This is a genomic window from Paenibacillus sp. SYP-B3998, assembly GCF_010820665.1.
In the GTDB taxonomy this organism is placed as follows: domain Bacteria; phylum Bacillota; class Bacilli; order Paenibacillales; family NBRC-103111; genus Paenibacillus_E.
Map to the genome: position 1 here is coordinate 1472973 of NZ_JAAIKC010000001.1, position 19184 is coordinate 1492156.

18 protein-coding genes are annotated in these 19184 nt (G+C 43.2%); 16 read left to right on the top strand and 2 right to left on the bottom strand.

The features are described from left to right. The first annotated feature begins 57 nt into the window (after positions 1-57). From GK047_RS06840 to hpf, 4 genes are all read left to right on the top strand, one after another. Positions 58-1620: a spore germination protein gene (locus GK047_RS06840; RefSeq protein WP_163942969.1), complete on the top strand. Its 1563-nt coding sequence runs from the start codon at positions 58-60 to the stop codon at positions 1618-1620. Continuing rightward, positions 1617-2717 (top strand): GerAB/ArcD/ProY family transporter, encoded by a 1101-nt coding sequence (locus GK047_RS06845; protein ID WP_163942972.1) that lies wholly within the window; start codon positions 1617-1619, stop codon positions 2715-2717. The genes GK047_RS06840 and GK047_RS06845 overlap by 4 nt, the downstream gene beginning before the upstream one ends. After that, on the top strand, positions 2714-3823 hold the full coding sequence (locus tag GK047_RS06850; RefSeq protein ID WP_163942975.1) for a Ger(x)C family spore germination protein: 1110 nt from the start codon (positions 2714-2716) through the stop codon (positions 3821-3823). Before GK047_RS06845 ends, GK047_RS06850 begins: the two co-directional genes overlap by 4 nt. A 159-nt stretch (positions 3824-3982) precedes the next feature. Further along, complete coding sequence (hpf, locus tag GK047_RS06855) at positions 3983-4525, top strand: ribosome hibernation-promoting factor, HPF/YfiA family (RefSeq protein ID WP_163942979.1); 543 nt, start codon at positions 3983-3985, stop codon at positions 4523-4525. 73 nt (positions 4526-4598) lie between these two features. Here the strand turns inward: hpf and GK047_RS06860 are convergent, their stop codons facing one another. Continuing rightward, complete coding sequence (locus tag GK047_RS06860; RefSeq protein ID WP_163942982.1) at positions 4599-5612, bottom strand: acyltransferase family protein; 1014 nt, start codon at positions 5610-5612, stop codon at positions 4599-4601. Between the two features lie 174 nt (positions 5613-5786). Between GK047_RS06860 and GK047_RS06865 the strand changes: the two genes are divergently transcribed. The 11 genes from GK047_RS06865 (at position 5787) to GK047_RS06915 (ending at position 15812) form a co-directional block, all read left to right on the top strand. Beyond that, entirely contained in the window at positions 5787-6311 is a 525-nt protein-coding gene (locus GK047_RS06865; protein ID WP_163942985.1) for a hemerythrin domain-containing protein, read from the top strand. A 331-nt stretch (positions 6312-6642) separates the two neighbouring features. Next, positions 6643-7164, top strand: a complete 522-nt coding sequence (locus GK047_RS06870) for a TetR/AcrR family transcriptional regulator (protein ID WP_163942988.1) — start codon at positions 6643-6645, stop codon at positions 7162-7164. Between the two features lie 147 nt (positions 7165-7311). Further along, on the top strand, positions 7312-8205 hold the full coding sequence (locus GK047_RS06875; protein ID WP_163942991.1) for a hypothetical protein: 894 nt from the start codon (positions 7312-7314) through the stop codon (positions 8203-8205). A 31-nt stretch (positions 8206-8236) separates the two neighbouring features. Next, complete coding sequence (locus GK047_RS06880; RefSeq protein WP_163942995.1) at positions 8237-8668, top strand: ABA4-like family protein; 432 nt, start codon at positions 8237-8239, stop codon at positions 8666-8668. A gap of 162 nt (positions 8669-8830) precedes the next feature. Continuing rightward, positions 8831-9829: a beta-ketoacyl-ACP synthase III gene (locus GK047_RS06885; protein ID WP_163942999.1), complete on the top strand. Its 999-nt coding sequence runs from the start codon at positions 8831-8833 to the stop codon at positions 9827-9829. Further along, on the top strand, positions 9819-11021 hold the full coding sequence (locus GK047_RS06890; protein ID WP_163943002.1) for an ATP-grasp domain-containing protein: 1203 nt from the start codon (positions 9819-9821) through the stop codon (positions 11019-11021). The genes GK047_RS06885 and GK047_RS06890 overlap by 11 nt, the downstream gene beginning before the upstream one ends. Beyond that, positions 11018-12010 carry an NAD-dependent epimerase/dehydratase family protein gene (locus GK047_RS06895; RefSeq protein ID WP_163943005.1) on the top strand — a complete coding sequence of 331 codons (993 nt, stop codon included), beginning with the start codon at positions 11018-11020 and terminating at the stop codon, positions 12008-12010. Before GK047_RS06890 ends, GK047_RS06895 begins: the two co-directional genes overlap by 4 nt. Beyond that, positions 12003-12866, top strand: a complete 864-nt coding sequence (locus GK047_RS06900; protein ID WP_163943008.1) for an MBL fold metallo-hydrolase — start codon at positions 12003-12005, stop codon at positions 12864-12866. The genes GK047_RS06895 and GK047_RS06900 overlap by 8 nt, the downstream gene beginning before the upstream one ends. Beyond that, positions 12863-14188: a F390 synthetase-related protein gene (locus GK047_RS06905; RefSeq protein WP_163943011.1), complete on the top strand. Its 1326-nt coding sequence runs from the start codon at positions 12863-12865 to the stop codon at positions 14186-14188. Before GK047_RS06900 ends, GK047_RS06905 begins: the two co-directional genes overlap by 4 nt. Positions 14189-14266: 78 nt before the next feature. Next, positions 14267-15190: a S66 peptidase family protein gene (locus GK047_RS06910; RefSeq protein ID WP_163943014.1), complete on the top strand. Its 924-nt coding sequence runs from the start codon at positions 14267-14269 to the stop codon at positions 15188-15190. Positions 15191-15302: 112 nt separating this feature from the next. Continuing rightward, positions 15303-15812 carry a hypothetical protein gene (locus GK047_RS06915; RefSeq protein ID WP_163943016.1) on the top strand — a complete coding sequence of 170 codons (510 nt, stop codon included), beginning with the start codon at positions 15303-15305 and terminating at the stop codon, positions 15810-15812. Positions 15813-15897: 85 nt separating this feature from the next. Here the strand turns inward: GK047_RS06915 and GK047_RS06920 are convergent, their stop codons facing one another. After that, positions 15898-16254 carry a hypothetical protein gene (locus GK047_RS06920; protein ID WP_163943018.1) on the bottom strand — a complete coding sequence of 119 codons (357 nt, stop codon included), beginning with the start codon at positions 16252-16254 and terminating at the stop codon, positions 15898-15900. Positions 16255-16455: 201 nt separating this feature from the next. Here GK047_RS06920 and GK047_RS06925 point away from each other — a divergent pair, with 201 nt between their 5' ends. After that, positions 16456-19011 carry an ATP-binding protein gene (locus GK047_RS06925; RefSeq protein ID WP_163943019.1) on the top strand — a complete coding sequence of 852 codons (2556 nt, stop codon included), beginning with the start codon at positions 16456-16458 and terminating at the stop codon, positions 19009-19011. Positions 19012-19184: the final 173 nt, after the last annotated feature.

The window sequence follows — 19184 nt, forward strand, 5'->3', positions numbered from 1 at the left end:
CAAAATAAACCCATATTAAGTAAATAAAGCACGGTGCGTGGTGGGGGGATCGTATATATGTTTTTTCTCAAAGAGCTCCTTAAGAGAAGACGTTATTCCCGAAAGTCAGGGCAGATAAAAAAGGACCAACGGTTGGAGGAGCAGGCTGCTAATTTACGTCCGCTTCATGATGATATCTTTCAAAATATCGAGGAAGCCAAGCGATTGTTCCCGGCCTCGCCAGACTTGACCATTTATAGGTTTGCCGCTGGGCAAGAGGAGATTCCGGTTGCGCTTCTATACTTGGATGGATTAACGGATAAAAGTTTACTGAACAACAATATTTTGCATCCGCTGATGTATGGTAATTCAGAAATGAAGTCGGGCATTTCGATACCGACGATTAGCAGTATTCGCAAGGTTATGGATTGGTCTGAGGTGGAAGAAGCCATTCTTTTTGGGGAGTGTGTACAATTCACAGAGGGCTTACAGGAGGCTTGGGTCTATGATACGAAAAGCTGGCCACAGCGTGCCATTGAAGATCCTCAGTTGGAAAGCTCGCTTAAAGGCGCTCATCAGGGTTTTTTAGAAACGGGCGTGCAAAATATCGCGATTCTTCGGCGATATTTGCCCGATCGCGAGCTGCGAATTACTCAATACACAGTAGGACGGCGCGGAAAATCGAAGGTCTGGGTTCTATATTTGGAGGATGTTGCTCCCGAGGAAGTACGCCAACAATTAGATGCAAGAATTAGAAAAATCGATGTAGACTCCGTTATCAATTCTGGCGAATTGGCTGAATTCATCGAGGACAACGCGTTTTCTCCGTTCCCACAGTTCATCTTGACGGAACGGCCTGATTCCGCGGTTTCACAACTACTTCAAGGACGTTTCGTGGTTATTGTTGATCATTCACCAAGCGTGATCGTCGCTCCAACTACGTTTATCACTTTTTTTCAAAGTGTTGACGATTACAGTTCACGTTGGTTGATTGCTTCGTTTATTCGTCTTCTTCGTTTTTTGGCATTTATGATGGCCTTGCTTTTACCGGCGACCTATATTGCGTTTATCTCCTTTAATTACGAAGTCGTCCCTCTTCAATTGTTTCTCTCGATCGCGGAATCAAGAGAACGGGTGCCGTTTCCGCCTCTTTTGGAGGCTTTGTTGATGGAAGTTATGTTAGAAATGATGCGCGAGGCTGGCATACGGCTGCCTGCACCAGTTGGACAAACAATTGGCATCGTCGGCGGTATCATTGTTGGACAAGCTGCGGTTCAAGCAGGCATCGTCAGCAATATTATGGTTATCGTCGTAGCCTCAACCGCTATCGCTTCCTTTATTCTTCCTAGCTATGATATGGGTACGGCTGTTAGACTCCTGCGTTTTCCAATGATGCTTATGGCTTCGTTATTTGGGATTATCGGAATCGTAAGTGGATTCATGACATTGATTGCGCATCTTGTATCATTGGAATCTCTTGGAACCCCCTATGGCAGCCCTCTTGCGCCTTTCCGCTGGTCCGATATGAAGGATACGTTCGTTAGGCTTCCATTATGGTCGATGATCAAACGGCCAACTAGCGCTAAAGCAAGTCAGGAAATCCGAATGGAGCCAAAAAGCCCGAATGGGGATCAAACATGAAAAACTATGCGATGAACGGAATTACCCTGATGCAGTATATTTTTTTAATCCATGGCGCTCAAGTGGGAACCGGGGTGTTATCGCTCCCAAGGGAGATCGCTGAAACAAGCGGAACGGATGGGTGGATGTGCATTTTAATTGCATGGGCCATCAATTGTTTGGCTGGTTGGATTATCCTGCTTACCCTCCAAAAGTATCCCGATTATACATTGCCTGACCTACTCAATCACTTATTCGGGAAATGGTTCGGTAAATTGCTCCTTGCTCCTTTTATTGCCTATTTCGCTTTTTTTGGTTGGCTCATCATGGTGAATTCGATGCTTTATATCAAAGCTTGGTTTCTGGTGAAGACGCCTGGATATATATTGCTTATTCTTGTTGCGGTACCCAGTTATTTGGTAATTAACAAAGGGTTCCGCGTACAGGCTAGATACGTCGAGTTTATTACGTATACGATGATGTGGATGCCATTTTTCTTGTTGATCCCTTTAGGGAAAGGGCATTGGCTTCATTTATTGCCCTTGTTTAAGGAAGGATGGCAGCCTATTCTGAATGGATTACCGCAGACGTTCTTCTCGTTTGCCGGAATTGAAATTCTTTTTTTTCTTTATCCGTTTCTGCAAAAGAAGCAGTACGCTTTGCGTGGTTTCTTGATTGCGAATACGTTGACCATGATTCTATATACATATGTCACGATCATCTCTTTCGTCTTTTACACGCCCGACGGCATCACGCTATTGAATCAACCAGTATTAAGCTTACTCAAGACAATTGAATTTCGTTTTCTGGAACGGTTCGACATGTTCTTCCTGGCTATCTATTTGTTTGTCGTTTCTAGAGCGTGGATTCCATACATTTACTGTACGGTATTCTCAGCATGCCACATCCTTAATAAACCGCATTATAAGTCATATACAGCCCTTTATTTTATAGTGGCAATAGGGTGTGTTTATGTCATTAATCCAACTTGGAATCAATCAGATAAATGGCAAATGAAGATTAGTTATATGGGAATGGGTGTCTTGTATGTACTGCCAATTGTCATGTATATGTATGTCCGAGGGGTAGAATTGTTTCAGAGGAGGAAGGTCGGATGAAGAGGTTCATCATCGGCCTAGTGGCCCTGTCCTTGCTTATTACAGGGTGTGTAGATCAAATAAATATTGAAGACGTATCCTTATCGCTTCTCATTGGCATTGACCTCGATGAAAATAACAATCTGATTTTCTCAACGTCTAGCCCCGTTTTTAACAAAGAAGCGAAAATAAAGGAAGAAGAATATACTTCACAGGCGACAACGATGCGGAAGTCGAGGGACAAAGATGATCAAACTTTTATCGGCTTAACGACCGGAGGAAAAGCACAGGTGATCTTGGTCGGTAAGCGTGTTATGCAGCATAACAATTGGTTTCAACTTCTGGAGCCATTTTTTAGAGATGCCAAAAATACACTGAATGTAAGAATCGTGATGGTGGACGGGCCCGCATACGAGGTTGTTCAATATGCGCCTAAAGACAAGCCGCGTCTGCCACTATATCTTTCTAAACTTATTGATACAGCTAATCGCCGTAATATTAATGTGAAGACAACATTGGAAAGTCTACGACGGCTGACGCTGGAAAAAGGCATTACAGCAAGTGTGACCGAACTGCATAAAGATGGTAAGTTAATTGTTACCGGAACAGCGCTTCTCGAGGAAAGCGGGAAATACAAGTTCTCAATTGGGCCCGACGAGACGCGTCTGCTTCGTATTCTGCAGGATGAGACGAAAGGGGAGTTCCCTTTCACATATAAAGCCATTGGTAAACCGAAAGAAGGGGTTTTTCCCAACAATGCTTATAGTTTTTCTGCTCAGAAAATCTCAGTCAAAACAAAAACAGGATTCAAGGAAAACAAGTTTAAGTTCGATATGGATGTGAAAATGAGAGTCGTTTTGACGGAACGTTTATTCCCTCTCGATGTTAGAACGGAGGCGGATAAGCTTGAACGGGACATGGAACAGCATTTAAAAAAAGGATTCAATGGATTAATCAGCAAAATACAAGGAGCGAAGATTGATCCGATTGGTATGGGATTATACGCGCGTGCTTATGAGTACAGCCATTGGAAATCTGTACAAGATAAATGGGGGGAAGCTTTTTCTGATGCGGAAGTGAATGTGAAGGTGAAAGTCATCATTGCCTCGATGGGCCCAACGAAATAATAGTTATTAAATCTCCAGTTGGGCCTCCTGTGATCTAATTCACAGTCATAACTCTATCGATAACTTATATTGTAAGTAGTAACAAACTTTGCGTGTTGAAGGACACGTACATGAGTTTGTGAATGAATTACAATCTATTTTTTCTAAGGAGTGATGGATATGAAGCTGCTCATTCACGGTAAAAACCTACAGGTGACACCTGCTTTACATGAGTATCTAGAACGCAAATTAGGACGACTCGAACCGTGGTTCGAAGATACAAGCGAGATGCATATCACTTTGTCCCTGCAAGGGCATCAGCATTTGCATGTTGTTGAGGTCACCATTACTTGCAATGGAGTTGTGCTACGTGCAGAAGAAAAACGCAATGACATGTATGCTTCCATAGATTTGGTCGCTGATAAATTAGAAAGACAAACCCGTAAATTGAAAGAGAAAATTAAACATAAAGTACGCCAGCAAGGTGGTGTGAAAGATCTAGAGCTAGTTCGCCAAGAGGCCTTGGTTACGGAAATGGAATCCCCATTTGAGGTGGCTCGAGTCAAAGTTGTTCCTAACAAGCCTGAAGATATTGAGGAAGCGATCCTTCAAATGAACATGCTTGATCACAACTTTCATTTGTTCCATAACAGAGATTCAAATAAAACAGAGCTCGTATATCGGCGAGATGATGGGTCTTACGGACTTATCACAACAGCATAAATGAAAGAGGCGTGGGTTCATGTTGAACTCGCGCCTCTTTTTCTATGTGTCCAGTTTGACTCGCCTAAGATGGCTATATCATGCCTTTTTTGGTCATATAACGTTCCCAATACGTAAGCTTTGGTTCAATGAGCGGGCGGCTGAGCTTCCTTGCCCAACTTTGCGTTAATACCCATGTAAGTAGGCATGCAGACACTATGACAATGCCCATCTGCAAGGGATTGAATAGATGAGCGAAGAGTCCTGAGGCAATAACGGTTTTAATGATCAAGCCGTGAAGCAGGAAAACATATACTGTATATCGGCCCCAGTCGGTGAGGATGGATGGCATCCGCGGGAACATGCTCAAGAAACAAAGGCATGAAATCGCTTGAAGCGCATAGATGACTATCCGATAACCTCCCGCATACCAACTAAATTGACCTAATTCTTGGTAGGTGTAACTGCTGTACAACCATTTTGGATCTAAGGGAAAAAGGACAACGATAGTGACCAAACACAGAAGGATAATTCCACTAAATTTCCTGAATGCGAGTATGAATCCTGTAAGATGATCATCCTGATAGTAATAGCCAAAAAGGAAGAACGGGAAGAACACTAGCGTTCTTGAAAAGCTGAGCGTAAGACCGGTAAACGGTAAGTACCCAATCAAAACTCCTATAATAATTGCCACGACAATGGGATGTTTGAATGTTTTGAAAAGTGGAAGCAAGAATCGCCAACAGATGTGGCTGAATAGAAACCATAACAACGAGTAGGGAATGAAAAAAGAATAATGCACATTGGGTGCATGGTAAACCCATGCATCCATTAATGAATATAGACTTTGGAAGATCACATATTGATAAAAAATAATTTGCAGTAGCTTTACACCCTGATAATCAAATTGGAAGCTTTTTGCGAAATATCCCGTAACGAAGACGAACAAAGGGATGTGAAAGGTATAAATTATCAAATATAAGGTTTTCATAACTGTACTTTGCTGAATAAGTGGCTCAATACAATTCGCGATAACGACACAAACAATAAGTAGAAATCTTGTGTTTAGCATATAGGTGTCAGATGCACCATGATTCTGCCTTCCCATGATGGTTCCCTCCATGTATAAATCAACTCTTACACATCAAAGGTAATCCTACAACGTTATTGGTTGCTATGATAAAAGTCACTTATGACTTCTTAATCTTTGTGATTTTTTTCACATCATGAGTCGAACGAAAAGATTACAATAAAGCTACACTCAGTAAGGAGGTTGTTGTTTATGATGATCGAAGTTGGTCGTTCGGTACAAGCGGAGCAAGCTTCTAATGTTAAGGGAATTATCCAACGATTAAAGGATGAGCATGATCTGTTAAAGCAAGAGCTTGATGAGGTTCAGAGGAAAACGTGTCATATGTTTGCTCAATTAGGAACCGAAGAGTCAACATGTTTACTAGGGGATGTTCGGAGGCAAATGGCGCTATTCTTGGAACAACTAGAGCTTCATGAACACTGGGAGGAAGAAGAGGTATTACCTATTTTGCACCAATATGCGAATCAGGTCATGGAATCATCGTTCGTCACCTCAAAATGGGTCATGCAGGAGGATCATAAACAGGCTGAGCGGTTCGTACGCTCATTTCTGGACTCTGCAGATGCTTGTCAGGAAACTGACATGTTAAAGCTGCAAAAGGCAGTTTCACTTTTAAGTGTCGCTTGTTCGGTGTTAACTGAACATTTACTTACGGAAGAAGATACGTTTTTTCCAATAGCTGATCAAATTTTAAGTGATATCCAAACCAAATAGCTCATTCTAATCATCTAATCATGAGGCATGCTGGAATGCAAGCATGTCTCTTTATTCCCTATCCACCATAACGACTTTAAACAGGGCGACCCATTTTGCGTTTTTCAACGACTCACCCGTGTAATCGATAGTTCGCAGGCTATTTTCATCTGTCGCTTGAAAGCCCCAAACTGTGATTTCTTCCGTTTCGGGTACGTCGATGTGTGTGCCAAAATGATTACCTGAATCTTACAATATTAATAACATATCAAAGCCTCGCTGATGTTCTTGACATCTGGATACTGGTTGGGCTATGATTTATTTATCAATAAATAAAAGCGAGGTGGTTGGTATGGTCGTCCGCGAAGATCGAAAAGAACAGATCATGGATAAAGCCGTAGGCGTATTCGCGGAACTGGGATATTATAAGGCAACAACTGCATTGGTAGCCAAGGCGGCAGGAGTAACTCAGCCGTATGTGTTTCATTTTTTTAAAAACAAGGAAGAACTCTTCAACGCAGTCATCGATCGGGCAGTGATCAAAATCTATGAAACTTTTACAGCCGTTGAAGTGCCTGCCGATCAATTGATGGATACAATGGGAAATGCGTTCATAGAAATTATGAAAGTGCATAGGGAAGAGATTCTTATGGTCATGCAAGCCCATGCCATTTCGGAACCTTCCATTCGCCAACATGTCAAGGAGAAATTCGCAACGATTCATCAATCCATCGTTGCCAAATTTCAAAGAGCTCAAATCCCTCATGCGGAAGCCGCAGCCAGCCAGTTTATGGGCATGGGGTTTCTGATTACTGTATCGAAAGTACTGGATTTACCGCAATTACTCTGCTTTGATGACGACCACACGAAGTAACCAATCACGTTCAAATGGAATACCACACAACTTAGATGAACAGGCAGAATAAGAACTGCCTTTTTATTTTTGTCATAATTTATTTATTAATAAATAAATTTATAGAATGAAGGAGTAAAAAACAAAAAAAGGAAGGAATGATTCCGTTTGAAAGAAACGAACTTCAATGAAGTCGAGGTACCCGTTATTAAATTGTTTGCGGGGGAAAAATGGCTTGTGGTCCTCAGTTTAATCGGCTTCGCGCTTGCCTTAGGCATCGGCATTTATATCGGTATTTATGACTCGATCGTTCTCCCAGAAGGTGATTTGGAGCGAGCATTTTCGTTCGATGCTGCTTTTGCTATTTTTATTTTATCCATAGCGGCAATTTTACCGTTAGCAGGTCTAAATTCCCGTAAACGAACTGTCATACGCTGGTCTTTTATAGTTACAAGCTTGTTTGCCTATGGGGCTGAAACTGTACAGCAATTCCGGGGCGTCAACCCGAGATTTTCACAAGTTGGTTCTGTGGGGGATCTAGTTGTCGGCATGCTTTTTGGACTTGATTCGCTTCTAATCATCATCGTCACTGTGTTGTTTGCAATTCCATTTTTTCGCCAGAAGCAAGCGAATAGCCGTCCACTGTTGGTACTGGGTATTCGCTATGCCTTTCTTTCTATTATGATTGCATTCATCGCAGGTTTATGGATGATAGCTTTGAGTGGTCGCTTCACGGGAGCAGCTGGCAATTTGATTGTCCTTCATGGCGTTGGTTTTCACTCGCTGCAAACACTGCCGATACTCGGCTGGCTGCTAGAGAGAGCACTTGTCGATAAGAACAAATCCAGACGTCTTATACACGTTGGAAGTATCGCTTGGATGGTCGTCATTCTTCTAATCGGTGTGCAAACCGCACTTGGGTGCACTGTATTTGAATGGACCGCGCTGCCGCTTCTCACAGCGCTTGCTTTAGTGGGTTGGCTTGCTACGGTAGGTATCGCGGCATTTCCTCTGTTGAGAAAGAAGGCCTTATCTGATCATCAAGCAATGCACCGTTCATGACCGAATTTTTAGCGAGAGGGGTAAATGAATCATGTATGAAACGTTGTTTACACTTGCCAGTATAGCGATGCTGAGCTGGTTGCTCATGATCCTGCTTCCCACATGGAGCGTTACAAAGTTCTTGGCGAAATCAGCTTTATTCCCTATTTATCTCGCAGCTTTATACGCTGTCGGAATCATTTCAACCATTGTAGACTCTGGGTTTGGGTTTGTTCAAGATTTTTCATCGTCTACGGGTGTCATTCGATTGCTATCCAACCCAGATTTTGCTTTACTCGTATGGCTTCATATTCTTTGCTTCGATCAAGCAATCGGCCATTATGTTTATAGGGATAACATGGACAATCGCTATGTGCGATTACCGATTCAGTCGGGCCTCTTATTTCTCATCCTTATGCTCGGCCCCTTAGGGTTCTTGTGCTATCTTGCACTGCGAGCGTTAAGAAAACAAAGGAAAGCTTGAATATACAGACGAATGAAATATAAGTGAGCAACCCTTTTCTAACTCAGAAAAGGGTCTTTCTTATTTTTGTCGAATTGTGGTACTACGTAAAAGTAGTACTTTTTATCCAGCTCCATTCAATTACAATAGGAGTAAGGGACTTGAGAAGAATGGGGGACGGTTATGCATACACGTGGCGTTAAAATCATTGGGTCAGGCAAATATATGCCAACTCGCTCCATAACCGCGCAAGAAATGGACGAGAAGCTTCAAGTAGCACCAGGTTGGGTATTGAAAAAAACGAGTGTGAATACACGCTTTTTTGTTGAAAGTGAGACGGCGTCTGAGATGGGGGCAAGAGTTGCCCATGAGGCGCTTGCAGCTGCCGGACTCACTTTCTCTGACATTGATTGCCTCGTTAGTACGAGTGGAACCATGGAACAGCCGATTCCTTGTACGGCAGCACTGATTCAACGAGCTATGGGCTACGAGCATTCGGGCATTCCCTCATTTGATATAAATTCGACTTGTCTTAGCTTTGTAGCTGGGCTTGATGTGATGTCCTATATGGTTGATGCGGGCCGCTATCGCCGAATTTTACTCGTAGCGAGTGAAGTTGCATCGAAAGGGTTAAACTGGCAGCAAAAAGAAAGCGCAGCGCTATTCGGGGATGGCGCCGCTGCTGTTATTATCGAACGAACAGAGGCGGGAGATCATTCTCGCATTCTTCATGCTGCAATGGAGACGTACAGTTCGGGAGCGCACTACTCGGAAATTCGCGGTGGGGGAAGCACTAAGCCAGCTCGTTCCTATCGACTAGAAATAGATGATGAGTATTCATTTGACATGAATGGAGAAGCAATTTTTCGCATGGCTTCCAAGCTATTGCCAGCTTTCTTGGATAACATGCTCAAAGCTACGGGTAATCAAATCAAAGATTTTAAACTAGTGATTCCGCACCAAGGAAGCGCGATGGCTATGCGATTACTGCAAAGAAAGCTTCACATTGCGGAAGAACAGATGATGTATATTACGCCTGACCATGGCAACACGATCGCAGCATCCATTCCCATGGGTCTTCATGAAGCAATTCGCCAGCGACGCATCGAGCGAGGAGATCGCGTGCTGCTTCTTGGTACTTCTGCTGGATTTTCCATGGGAGGCATTATCTTTGACTACTGATCAAGGGAAGACCGGAACCAGCGTCATGAAAGTGCTGATAACGGGAGGGCGTGCACCTTCCGCATTAGAATTAGTGCGTTTGTTAGCCGCAGCAGGTTGCGAAGTTCATGTAGCTGAAAGCGCGAAGCAGCATCTGTGCCTCAAATCAAAAGCTGTGACTCGCAACCACAGCGTGCCTAGTCCAACATACAACACAGCTGGATTTTTGACAGCACTGGAACAAATTATTCAGCAGGAAGAAATTGATTTGCTTGTGCCAACGTGTGAGGAAATTTTTTATGTATCGTCAGGCTTAGAGCGTCTTCGTCGATTATGTCGTGTCTATTGTGCACCGATCGAGCAATTACGACGTTTGCATAGCAAATGGGCCTTTATACAAAGGGCGGAGCAGCTTGGATTTCTAGTGCCCATGACGAAGCTGATTCAGTCATCTAACGAATTAACGCAACAAACAAACGGATTTCGAACCGGTTTTGTGCTGAAGCCTGAGTTTTCCCGGTTTGCTGCAAAAGTGAGAATCATAGAAGCCAACGAATGCATAGACGCATTAGAGGGGAATAGTTATCCATGGGTTGCGCAGCAGCGTATTCAAGGAAGAAGTATTTGCACCTATAGCATTGTACACGAAGGAAAAGTCGTAGCACATGCTGATTATAGTTCTGATTACTCTCTTGACGGCGGTGCGAGCGTATATTTCGAACCGTTGTTTCACAGGAAGTCACAGGAGTGGGTTGCTCGTTTTGTTCAAGAAGAGCATTTCACTGGGCAGATAGGCTTCGATTTCATTGAGACCAATGAAGGAGAGTTATATCCGCTGGAATGCAATCCCCGAACCACGAGCGGCCTTCATCTGCTTGCTTCACAAGTTGAAATTGCTCAAGCTTTCATACAGCCAGAACGATTAGGGAATAAGAGGCTGGAACCTGCAATGAAATCGCGAGGCATGCTAGCCTTGCCCATGCTGATTTACGGCTTTATGAAGCTCAAGGAAAGAACGAACTGGACGGAGCTTTGGATTTGGTGTCGGAAGTTGTTGACAACGCGAGACGTGTGTTTTCGTTTGAAGGACACAAAACCATATATCCAGCAAGCTGTCGTGTTGATGGATTTACGAAAGCATGCGCAAAATCAGCAGCAATCGATCATTGAAGCCTCGACAGCGGATATTGAATGGAATGGTGGTCCAATATGAAGGCTTTAGTTACAGGAGGCACGGGCTTTCTTGGCAAACGGCTTGCCTACAGATTGAGAGATTTGGGTTGGGAAGTTACGGTAATCGGGCGAAAAGATCTGGTCGGTAAGCAGCTTGCTGCGCAAGGGATTCGCTATGTTTCACTTGATCTTAGACATCGGGAAGAAGTAATAAAGGTATGCAAAGACCAAGAAGCTGTTTTCCATTGCGCTGCGCGGTCTGCATCGTGGGGGGCTTATTCAGACTTTTATGATAGCAACGTTAAGGGGACGGAACATGTGATTGCTGGCTGTTTACGCCATGGCGTGGAGCGGCTTATCCATGTTTCTTCGCCTAGCGTATGTTTCCGTTATACGAACAGATTAGGTGTAACAGAGTCGGATGCACTACCGAAGAAACAGGCGAGCCCCTATGCGGCTACGAAGCGTTTGGCCGAGCTAGCTATCGAAAAAGCAGGCGCAGAGGGACTTCGCGCCTTGATAATAAGACCCCGGGCAATATTTGGCCCGGGGGATACGTCCATTTTGCCGCGGATTATCGAAGCGAACGCGACCAGGGGTGTGCCGATGATCGATGGCGGGCGCGCACTCATCGATCTCACTTACATCGACAATGTGGTCGATGCGCTGCTTTTATGTCAGTGTGCGCCAGAGCAAGTGCTTGGGCGCACATTTCATATCACCAATGGCGAACCCATGCCTTTCGTTAAGGCAGCCGAGCTTTTATTCAGTAAGCTCGGTATGTCTTTGCATACGAAGAAACTGTCTTTCCCTGCTGCTTTTGCAGCAGCTTCGGTGCTGGAGGGATTGGCAACTTGGTCAGCAAGTCAGCAAGAACCGATGCTTACTCGCGCCGTTGTAGGTATGCTAGGGCGTAGTCAAACGCTAGACATACGTGCAGCGCAGCTTGAACTTGGCTATTCAGCAAAGGTTAGCATTGACACTGGTTTGAATGCTTTTGCAACTTGGTGGAGGAACGAACATGCTTGATAATCAGTGGGATTTACCTAAAGTGAAGCTGCAATTATTTGCAGCAGGGTACTGTAAGCACCCGGAATGGGTCACCATTCGAGGCGGCAAGCTAGGAACTGTAAGTATTCCAGCTATATTTGCGTTGATTGAACATCCAGTTGTGGGCTATATTTTGTGGGATACTGGTTATTCGGAACGATTTTTGAAAGCAACTGATCGAATGCCCAATCGGCTCTATCGACTCATAACGCCAGTGAGCTATCGTTCGGGAGATAGCGCCGTCAAACAGCTTCAAGCTCAGGGCATTGCTCCTGAGGACATAAAGATCGTTATTCTCTCTCATTTGCATGCCGATCATATTGCAGGTTTGCGTGACTTTCCAAAAGCTACTTTCATGTATGTGTCAGAGGCTTATGAGAGCGTGAAGCGGCTTCGCGGTCTTGCTGCGGTTCGGCGCGCATTTTTACCTGAGCTATTGCCGAGTGACTTTGAGGCTCGGACATCTTTGATTATGCGGGATCGGAGGGTGGGTCTTCCGGCAGATGCACCATTTCCCTATGTTTTGGATGTTTTAGGTGATGGCAGTTTATTGGCTGTAGATTTGCCAGGTCATGCGGATGGGCAGATCGGATTGTTTTTATCAACAGCACATTCCGATTATTTCCTTTGTGCGGACGCCGCTTGGTCCCGAGAAGCAGTTCAAGAGAACCGTCCACCGCATGCGCTTGCAGGCGTGATTATGCCAAATAAAGAACAGTATAAACGAAGCTTTGAACGAATTGTCAATTTACATGTAAAGTGTCCACAACTTCGTATCATTCCTTCTCATTGCCCAGAGGTATGGTCGTGGATTCGAGGAGGTGTAGAGCTATGATACGACGAGACACGCTACCGATTTTTCTTCACTATTTACGGACACGGTTCGTTCGTCGGTTTAAAGATCGCCGCGACCTAGAGCAGTGGCAAGAAAATAAAATACAGCGACATCTAGCTTACGTAAGAAGACATTCTTCCTTTTATAGAGAGTTATGGGGGAATCAGCCGCTTTCTGAATGGCGCGAGTTTCCGATCATGGATAAACAAAGTATGATGGATCATTTTGATCAGCTAAATACGGTAGGAATACGAAAGAATGAGGCAATTCAACAGGCTCTTGAGGCTGAGCGTTCGCGACAATTTGCACCTATGATCGGAGACGTGACAATCGGGCTTTCCTCGGGGACTTCTGGAAATAGGGGCATTTTCCTCGTAAGTCGACAAGAGCGGCTCGCGTGGGCGGGAACCATTTTAGCTAAAGTGCTGCCCAAATCATTGCTTACACGCCAACGTATTGCTTTTTTCTTAAGAGCGAACAGTAATTTGTATGGAACAGTAGGCAGCCGCAAATTAGAGTTTGTATTTTATGATTTGCTAGATCCAATAGACATCCATGTAGAGCGTTTGAATAAGCAGAATCCAACATTGTTGGTAGCGCCACCGTCCATGTTGCGTTTAATAGCTGAACTGCAGCAAGCGGGAAAACTTCACATTGCTCCCGAACGTATTGTTGCTGTGGCCGAAGTGCTTGAAACCATTGATAGAGCATACATCGAGGAGACATTTGGTTCAACCGTTCATCAAGTCTATCAGTGTACAGAGGGATTGCTCGCAACCACGTGCTCGCACGGAACGCTGCATTTGAATGAAGATATCGTTTGTATTCAAAAGGAATATGTAGACCAGAGGTTAGGTAAATTCGTCCCAATTGTTACAGACTTCTCTCGCTCTACACAGCCAATTGTAAGGTATCGTTTGAATGACCTGTTAACTGAACAGCTAGAGCCTTGCCCGTGTGGTTCGCCATTTACAGCGATTGCTCAAATCGAGGGTAGATGTGATGATGTATTTGATCTTCTGTCGTTAGCAGGTGATCAGCGGATCCCTGTTTTTCCTGATTTTATTTCAAGGGCGATTATTTCAGCATCCGAAGCAGTTGAAGCTTATCACGCCATTCTGCATGCCCCAGATCGAATGGAGATCTCCTTGCAGCTGAAGGAGGACATATTGATCGAGGCAAAAAGTGCAATTTATCAATCACTGCAAGCTTTATGTTTACGAGTTGGTTGCCGCATGCCGATCATCGAGTTTACTCCATATGCGTTGGTACCAGGCGAAAAAAAGCTGCGTCGTGTGGAGAATCGCAGCAAACTAAATTAATGTGATGACGGACCGGATTTGTCAATATAATGGAAAAGATATCAAGTTATATTGCTTTCTGGGGAGGAAGGTAAGCCAATGGCAACTCGACCGTCCATGTTACAAAAAGGCGATACAATAGGGATCGTTACGCTGGGAAGTCCGCTAGAGGCAGGAATCATTAATGCAAATATAAATGTTCTGAAAACGATGGGCTTCAATGTGTTATTGGGTCAATATGTATATGCCCAAAATGGGTTTATAGCTGGCACAGATCAAGAGCGAGCTCTTGATCTGATGAGAATGTTTGAAAATGATCAGGTCAAACTAATCCTTCCTACAAGAGGTGGAGTAGGGGTTGCTGGTATCCTCCCCTATCTTGATTATTGTGTTATCCAGAACAATCCCAAATTAATATCAGGCTATAGCGATATAACATCGCTTCTGAATGTACTTTACCAATATGCGGATTTAATCACACTGCAAAGCCTTATGCTGGTTAATTTTACGGCAGAAACGCCTGCATATAGTTATCAAGAGTTTTTTATGGGGACATCTTCGCTAGCTCCTTATAGACAAATACAGAATCCACAGGGCGTTCCTCTAATAAGCAAAGTTCTTGGTAACGTCACAGGGCCAATTGTCGGAGGTAATCTGACGGCGTTTGTCGATACTTTAGGAACCCCATTTGAAATCGACACGAGAGGGATGATACTGGTATTGGAAGAAACGCATGAGCCTATGAATAAGGTCTACAGATATTTGAATCATTTGAAGTTAGCGGGTAAATTTAGCGATTGTATCGGCATCGTTATGGGGGAATGTACAGATTGTCAAGTTGCGTATGGTAAATCATATGAAGATATGATTAACGAATTCATGGTTCCGTTGGGTAAGCCTCTTCTGACCAACCTAACAACTGCGCACGGGCCTTATAAAGCAGCGATTCCTATCGGAGCCATCGCTAATCTAAACACGTTCTATCGTTCATTAACCATTCTCGAACCTACTGTTCGTTTGTAGTGCTTCTAAGTCTTGAGACGTAGGAAGAATCCTTCTAAGGTTGCTTGTGGGGAGGGGGAACTTTTTTTAAAATGAAAGAAGAGTTATTACTACTGAAAGACGGAGGAATAAGGTGGATAAAAAGGCGCTGTTTGGAGTTTTCTTAGTATTACTAGGCATTTTGTTATTTAGCAGTCGTGGAACGGTGATGGAGCCAGGGAGTGTTTTTGGGTATTTCTGGCCAAGTTTGTTCGTAATTCCTCTTGGCATTCTGCTGCATTGGCTATACTTTTATGCAACTCAGCGTCAAGGAGTCGGCATGTTGATTCCAGGAGGCATTCTGCTCGTAGGAGGTGCCATTTGTCAAGTTTCTATGTTATTTGACATCTGGTCCTATATGTGGCCGGGATTCCCGCTTGCTGTAGCTTTCGGTCTTCTTGAATTTTACTGGTTCGGGAATAGAAACAGATGGATTCTGATTCCTGTATTTATTCTCGGAAGTGTTTCTTTAATCTTTTTCACCATCTTTACGTTAGGAACGCTGTTTAGTTTCAATTTCCTTGGTCAAACCTCAGCTGCGATTGTCCTTATTGTTATTGGACTGGTTATTGTATTCAATCGGAAGCAAAGTTACGAGGTCTAATGTCCTCAAATACCTTCTTATCAAATGCAATTCATCAATAAAAAACTTCCAAAGGATTAGCTTTGGAAGTTTTTTGTCGTCTTTTTTATTTAGAATCTAAATAAGCAGCTGTCGTCCAGTCTCCGCTTGCATGCATAATGACTTTATAGTTACCAGCAGGTTGATTCATAGCTAACAAGAGGCGAGTACGCGTCCATTGTAGGGCTCCTAAATTTACATAGTTACTACCTACTTGAATGTTTCCACTTGGGGTTACTCGATACAGTTCAATAAACAGTGTATCCGAAGAGGTATTCGTTAAGTTGCTAAAATTGCCTTCGATATAAATGCTGTCGTGCGCTGGGGTAGGCTGCCATTCATGGTAAAATGAAGCGAAAGACGATGTTGCAAACGAGAATAAAAAGCCAAGCGTCAGTAAGAAGGAAATCGTTAGTTTTTTCATGATTCAGCTCCTTAAAGGTTAATTGGTAGATACTACCAAATAAATTATACCTTTAATTTACTAATTCTGTAAATGAAAATGATTAAATTCGAGTCAATGAATCGTCTTACTTTAAGCTTGAACCTAGCTATATTTATGAGATAATCAGATGGTATAAAAATACATATATAGTAGTTTAGATATGAACTAGGAGGGAATTGATTGAAGAAGTTCGCTTTCCTGATTGTAATCTGTCTGGCGATTATTTATGTGTTATCCGTAGGTAAGACAATATGGAATAAGGAGTTGAGTGAAGCTCGGAAAGAAGTTAAATTAGTGAACTGGGCGTATGTGCTCGGAGATATGCCTTTTCAACAGATGGGCCAACCGGAGTGGACTTCAAAAGAAGCTCAAGCCAATAGCGAGTGGAGGCAAGTAAAAGCTGGGCAAGGGTTTCATGACACTCCGAAATCAGCAGGCTCTCTGTATTGGCTGACAACGAAATTGCCCAATCAGGAGTGGCGCGACCCTTCACTTTTTCTTCTTATATACGGAAACTATGAAATTTACTTAGACCATAAGCTGATTTATCGGTATGGTGAATTGAATGATGACGGGAAGCTTTCCTATCATGGCACGCCAAATCGGCTTATAACATTGCCTCAAAATATTGAAAATCACACTTTATTCATTCGTGTGCAAGCGACGCGAGATCGCGTTGGAACTGCAGGAACTGTTTGGTATGGCAACAAAAGCGATATTGTACTTTCGCTTATAAAGGAAGAATTTTTTCCTGTTGCTTTATCTGTTTTATACGCTTTATCTGGCTGCACGGCTTTGTTTTTCTATATAAAGTCTAGAAAATACTTGGAGTTGTTCGGATTTGGATGGTTTACGACGTGCTTCGGTGTGTACATGTTCGCAAGAATCGATTTCAAAGATTTTTATCTGGATGCTCCTTTGTTTTGGAGTTGGGTGGAGCTTCTTTCTTTGTTTCTGGGTACGGCCGGTTTTATTTATTTTGCAGAACAAGTCGTTGGTGCTGGGAGATGGTTTATATTACGAATACTTTGGATGCTCATTCTATTATATATTATTGGAGTGATCCTACTGTGTACACTCGGTTTCTTTTCGATTCAAGATACCTTGTTTCCTTTTCAAATTCTAATGATACTTGCAGCTATACTTACGCTCGGGGTTGTCGTATTACAAGTACGAAAAGAAAATAAAGAGGCACAATGGGTTCTTCTCTGCATTGTCGAGGTGACGGTTTGCGGTTTACATGATGTTCTTTCCTATTCTCTCTTTGTTACCAATCCGATTTCGATTGTTCATGTAGGTTTGTTTGTGCAATTATTTTTTCTATGTTTAGTTTTACGTTATCGTTTGACCAATGCGCTCTTAACGTATGCCGAAAAGTTGGAACGTACCAATGGGGAGCTTTCTCGTTATGATCAGCTGAAAGACCACTTTTTGGCGACTACCTCTCATGAGCTGCGCACGCCATTGCATGGAATTATCGGGTTGGCTCAATCTCTTCTTGATGAAACACAGGGTCAAGCTAGGAGGAAGCTAGAGGTCATCGTTACAAATGGTAAGCGTCTAAACACACTTGTTGAGCAAATTTTACAATTCAAGAGCTTGAAAGAGCCTAACCTGGTATTGACGAAAAGTATCTTTAACCTTCGAACGACAATTGAAAATATGCTGCTTTTGTTGGAACCGCTTAAAAAACCAAATGTACGCTTTCTTCACGTGATTCCCGATATTTCGATCTATGCGGATGAAGGGGTTATCCAACAAATTTTGAACAATTTAATTGGCAACGCGCTTAAATTCACGGAAAGTGGGTATATTCGTATCACAGCGACTTATGAACAAGATCAATTGTTCTTGTCCGTAGAGGATACGGGTAAGGGGATTCCGCAGGATCAGTGGGAGTTCATCTTTGAAGAATTTTATCAGAGTCAACTTCCTAAGAATAGGCACGACAGCGGTACGGGTCTAGGTTTGCCGATTACGAAAAGACTTCTCATGCTCCATGGCGGGAACATTTCATTTCAATCAAGATTAGGCTTAGGGACAACTTTTATATGTTCCATAAAAGCGGATGTTTTACGAGAAAATGAGTGTAACCATAAATTTGTTCCAGATTATAGTGCTGCGGTTTTTCCTTTCGTACATGCCCAGCAAGCTACAATTCTTGTTGTAGATGATGAAGAAATGAATTTGCAAGTTATCGAAAGTTTTCTTAACAAGGTGCCACAATGGAAGCTGGTGTTTGCATCCAGTGGAGAGGAAGCGATCAGCTTGGCAAGTTCCATTTATCCGGATCTGATTTTGATGGATGTGATGATGCCGGGCCAAGATGGATTTGAAGTTTGTCAATTGTTAAGAGAAACGCCACCGGTTGAAGATTTGAAAATTATTCTTTTGACGGCCAAGGGAATGGAAGCAGCGGGAAAAGGGTATAAAGTTGGTGCAGATGAATATTTGACCAAGCCCATTGACCGCATGGAATTGATTCATCGTGTACATGCTCATCTTCAAGCTCGCTGGTTTATGCGCAAAGAACGCCAGCGATGTTTCACGGATCGCCAGGTTGAATTCCTCAAATTGGCATTCGAGCATCAAGCGGAAAACAAAGAAGCTCTGGCAGATAAGCTGTATGTGAAATACGAAACCATCAAAAAAGATGTAAAAAAAATAAATCAACACTTTGCTTCACGAACGTTTACAGAAGCTGCGGTAATTGCAAAAAGAAGTAATATCATATAATGCTCAAGCCCTTCTCTTAGCGCTGTGATCGCTAGCGACGGGCTTTTTTGTGCGTCTATGAATCTCTCTATGAAAGGGGGAAAAGAAATACCCAGCATCCAAATAGGGAGGTAAAACTTGTAGTCTATTTGCAAAAGCGCGAACTTGCTATAAATGGATTAGGCTTCCACATC

Bases quoted from the DNA above. Each gene is read 5' to 3' on its own strand.
- GK047_RS06870 (WP_163942988.1), top strand. From the start codon at position 6,643: ATGGTCGTCCGCGAAGATCGAAAAGAACAGATCATGGATAAAGCCGTA.
- GK047_RS06905 (WP_163943011.1), top strand. From the start codon at position 12,863: ATGATACGACGAGACACGCTACCGATTTTTCTTCACTATTTACGGACA.
- GK047_RS06845 (WP_163942972.1), top strand. From the start codon at position 1,617: ATGAAAAACTATGCGATGAACGGAATTACCCTGATGCAGTATATTTTT.
- GK047_RS06850 (WP_163942975.1), top strand. From the start codon at position 2,714: ATGAAGAGGTTCATCATCGGCCTAGTGGCCCTGTCCTTGCTTATTACA.
- GK047_RS06840 (WP_163942969.1), top strand. From the start codon at position 58: ATGTTTTTTCTCAAAGAGCTCCTTAAGAGAAGACGTTATTCCCGAAAG.
- GK047_RS06910 (WP_163943014.1), top strand. From the start codon at position 14,267: ATGGCAACTCGACCGTCCATGTTACAAAAAGGCGATACAATAGGGATC.
- GK047_RS06880 (WP_163942995.1), top strand. From the start codon at position 8,237: ATGTATGAAACGTTGTTTACACTTGCCAGTATAGCGATGCTGAGCTGG.
- GK047_RS06885 (WP_163942999.1), top strand. From the start codon at position 8,831: ATGCATACACGTGGCGTTAAAATCATTGGGTCAGGCAAATATATGCCA.
- GK047_RS06895 (WP_163943005.1), top strand. From the start codon at position 11,018: ATGAAGGCTTTAGTTACAGGAGGCACGGGCTTTCTTGGCAAACGGCTT.
- GK047_RS06865 (WP_163942985.1), top strand. From the start codon at position 5,787: ATGATGATCGAAGTTGGTCGTTCGGTACAAGCGGAGCAAGCTTCTAAT.
- GK047_RS06900 (WP_163943008.1), top strand. From the start codon at position 12,003: ATGCTTGATAATCAGTGGGATTTACCTAAAGTGAAGCTGCAATTATTT.
- GK047_RS06860 (WP_163942982.1), bottom strand. From the start codon at position 5,612: ATGGGAAGGCAGAATCATGGTGCATCTGACACCTATATGCTAAACACA.
- GK047_RS06920 (WP_163943018.1), bottom strand. From the start codon at position 16,254: ATGAAAAAACTAACGATTTCCTTCTTACTGACGCTTGGCTTTTTATTC.
- hpf (WP_163942979.1), top strand. From the start codon at position 3,983: ATGAAGCTGCTCATTCACGGTAAAAACCTACAGGTGACACCTGCTTTA.